The organism is Streptomyces sp. NPDC002130 (assembly GCF_040296465.1).
Classification (GTDB): Bacteria; Actinomycetota; Actinomycetes; order Streptomycetales; family Streptomycetaceae; genus Streptomyces.
On sequence record NZ_JBEOXI010000910.1, the window covers coordinates 1 to 1,330 of the forward strand.

General features: G+C 63.8%; 3 protein-coding genes. 1 reads left to right on the plus strand and 2 read right to left on the minus strand.

All coding sequences use genetic code 11. The features are described from left to right. A partial coding sequence (locus ABT116_RS46880) for a TIGR03086 family metal-binding protein (protein WP_351647444.1) occupies positions 1-452 on the minus strand: 452 nt, incomplete at its 3' end. A gap of 101 nt (positions 453-553) precedes the next feature. Here ABT116_RS46880 and ABT116_RS46885 point away from each other — a divergent pair. Further along, the gene (locus tag ABT116_RS46885) at positions 554-928 is read left to right on the plus strand and encodes an aldo/keto reductase (RefSeq protein WP_351647446.1); all 375 of its coding nucleotides are present in this window, start codon (positions 554-556) and stop codon (positions 926-928) included. 43 nt (positions 929-971) lie between these two features. Here the strand turns inward: ABT116_RS46885 and ABT116_RS46890 are convergent. Next, the coding region (locus ABT116_RS46890) for a PLP-dependent transferase (protein ID WP_351647448.1) at positions 972-1,330 on the minus strand (359 nt) is incomplete at its 5' end.

Below are 1,330 nucleotides of genomic sequence, written 5' to 3' on the forward strand. Positions count from 1 at the left end.
CGCTGCCCGTCGAGGTCGGACCAGACGGCCTCGACGAGGTCAGGGTCGAGCCGCTCGTCGGCTCCGACCGCTCGCGCGAGGTCCCAGGTGTGGATCGTGACGTCCGAAGTCTGCTGGCGCAGATACGGTTCCACCTTCACCGTGCCGTACGAGAGGTGAACGTGGGCGCTGAGGTCCGTCGATTTCCACGCCTTGATGGCGGCATCGGAATACTTCTGCCATTCGGTCCACAGGTCGTCCCCGACGGGAACGATGTCCGGTGTCGCCTCGCCGACCGTCAGTCCGGCCAGGAGCGGCGGTACCCACTGCTGCTCCTCGATGACGTGGCGGACGAGGTGTTCGACGTGCCAGTCGGAGTCAGGCGTGGGTGCGTTCCAGTCCTCGACTGCGGCGAGTCGTGAACCGAATTCGCGGTGGGCGGTGAGCACGAGTTCGAGCCAATCGAATGCCATCACTCGAGGGTAACCCGATCAGCGTGACGTTAATCGGTGCGTCAGGCTTCGATTCGGTGAAGACTGTCGAGGTTGTCGCTTACTCGAATCGAGGAGATTTCATGACCGTCCCCACCGTCACCCTGGCTGAAGGCCTCACCGTCAGTGCTCAGGGATACGGCGCGATGTCCGTCGCCCCGGTCTACGGCCCGGTGGACCCGGCCGAGGCGCTTGCCACGCTGCACCATGCGGTGGACATCGGGATCACGTTCATCGACACCGCCAACGTGTACGGCGAGGGCTCGAGTGAGCGGGCAGTGGGAGAGCTTCTCAAAGACCGCCGAGGCGAAGTGCAGCTGGCGACGAAGTTCGGTCTTGTCGGCAACATCGCCAACGGTCAGCGCGGGCCGAGCGATACCACCAGCTCGGGACTCACGATGAATACGACGGCGTTGACGATCGACGTCAAACAACTGGGTCTCACGCCTGCACCGTAGAACGCCTTGCCGACGAAAGTTCGAGGCAAGGCGCTCTACGGGTTCAGCCGAGAGCTCGCTTCAAATCAGCCAACAGATCGCCCGTGTCCTCGAGCCCGACGGACAGCCGCACAACGCCGTCCGTAATACCCACCGCTGCACGGCCTTCCGGACCCATGGCCCGGTGCGTTGTCGTGGCGGGGTGAGTGATCAACGACTTGGAATCTCCCAAGTTGTTGGAGATGTCGATGACCCGCAGCGCGTTGAGAACCTCGAACGCCCGCTTCTTGCCCTCACCGTCAGGCGCATTGAGCTCGAACGTGACTACAGTTCCGCCGCCGCTCATCTGAGACTTCGCGAACACGGCGGGCGTGGGGCTTGCGTTCCCGCTCGTAGGTGTCCAGCAGCCCTTCGTCGGCGCCC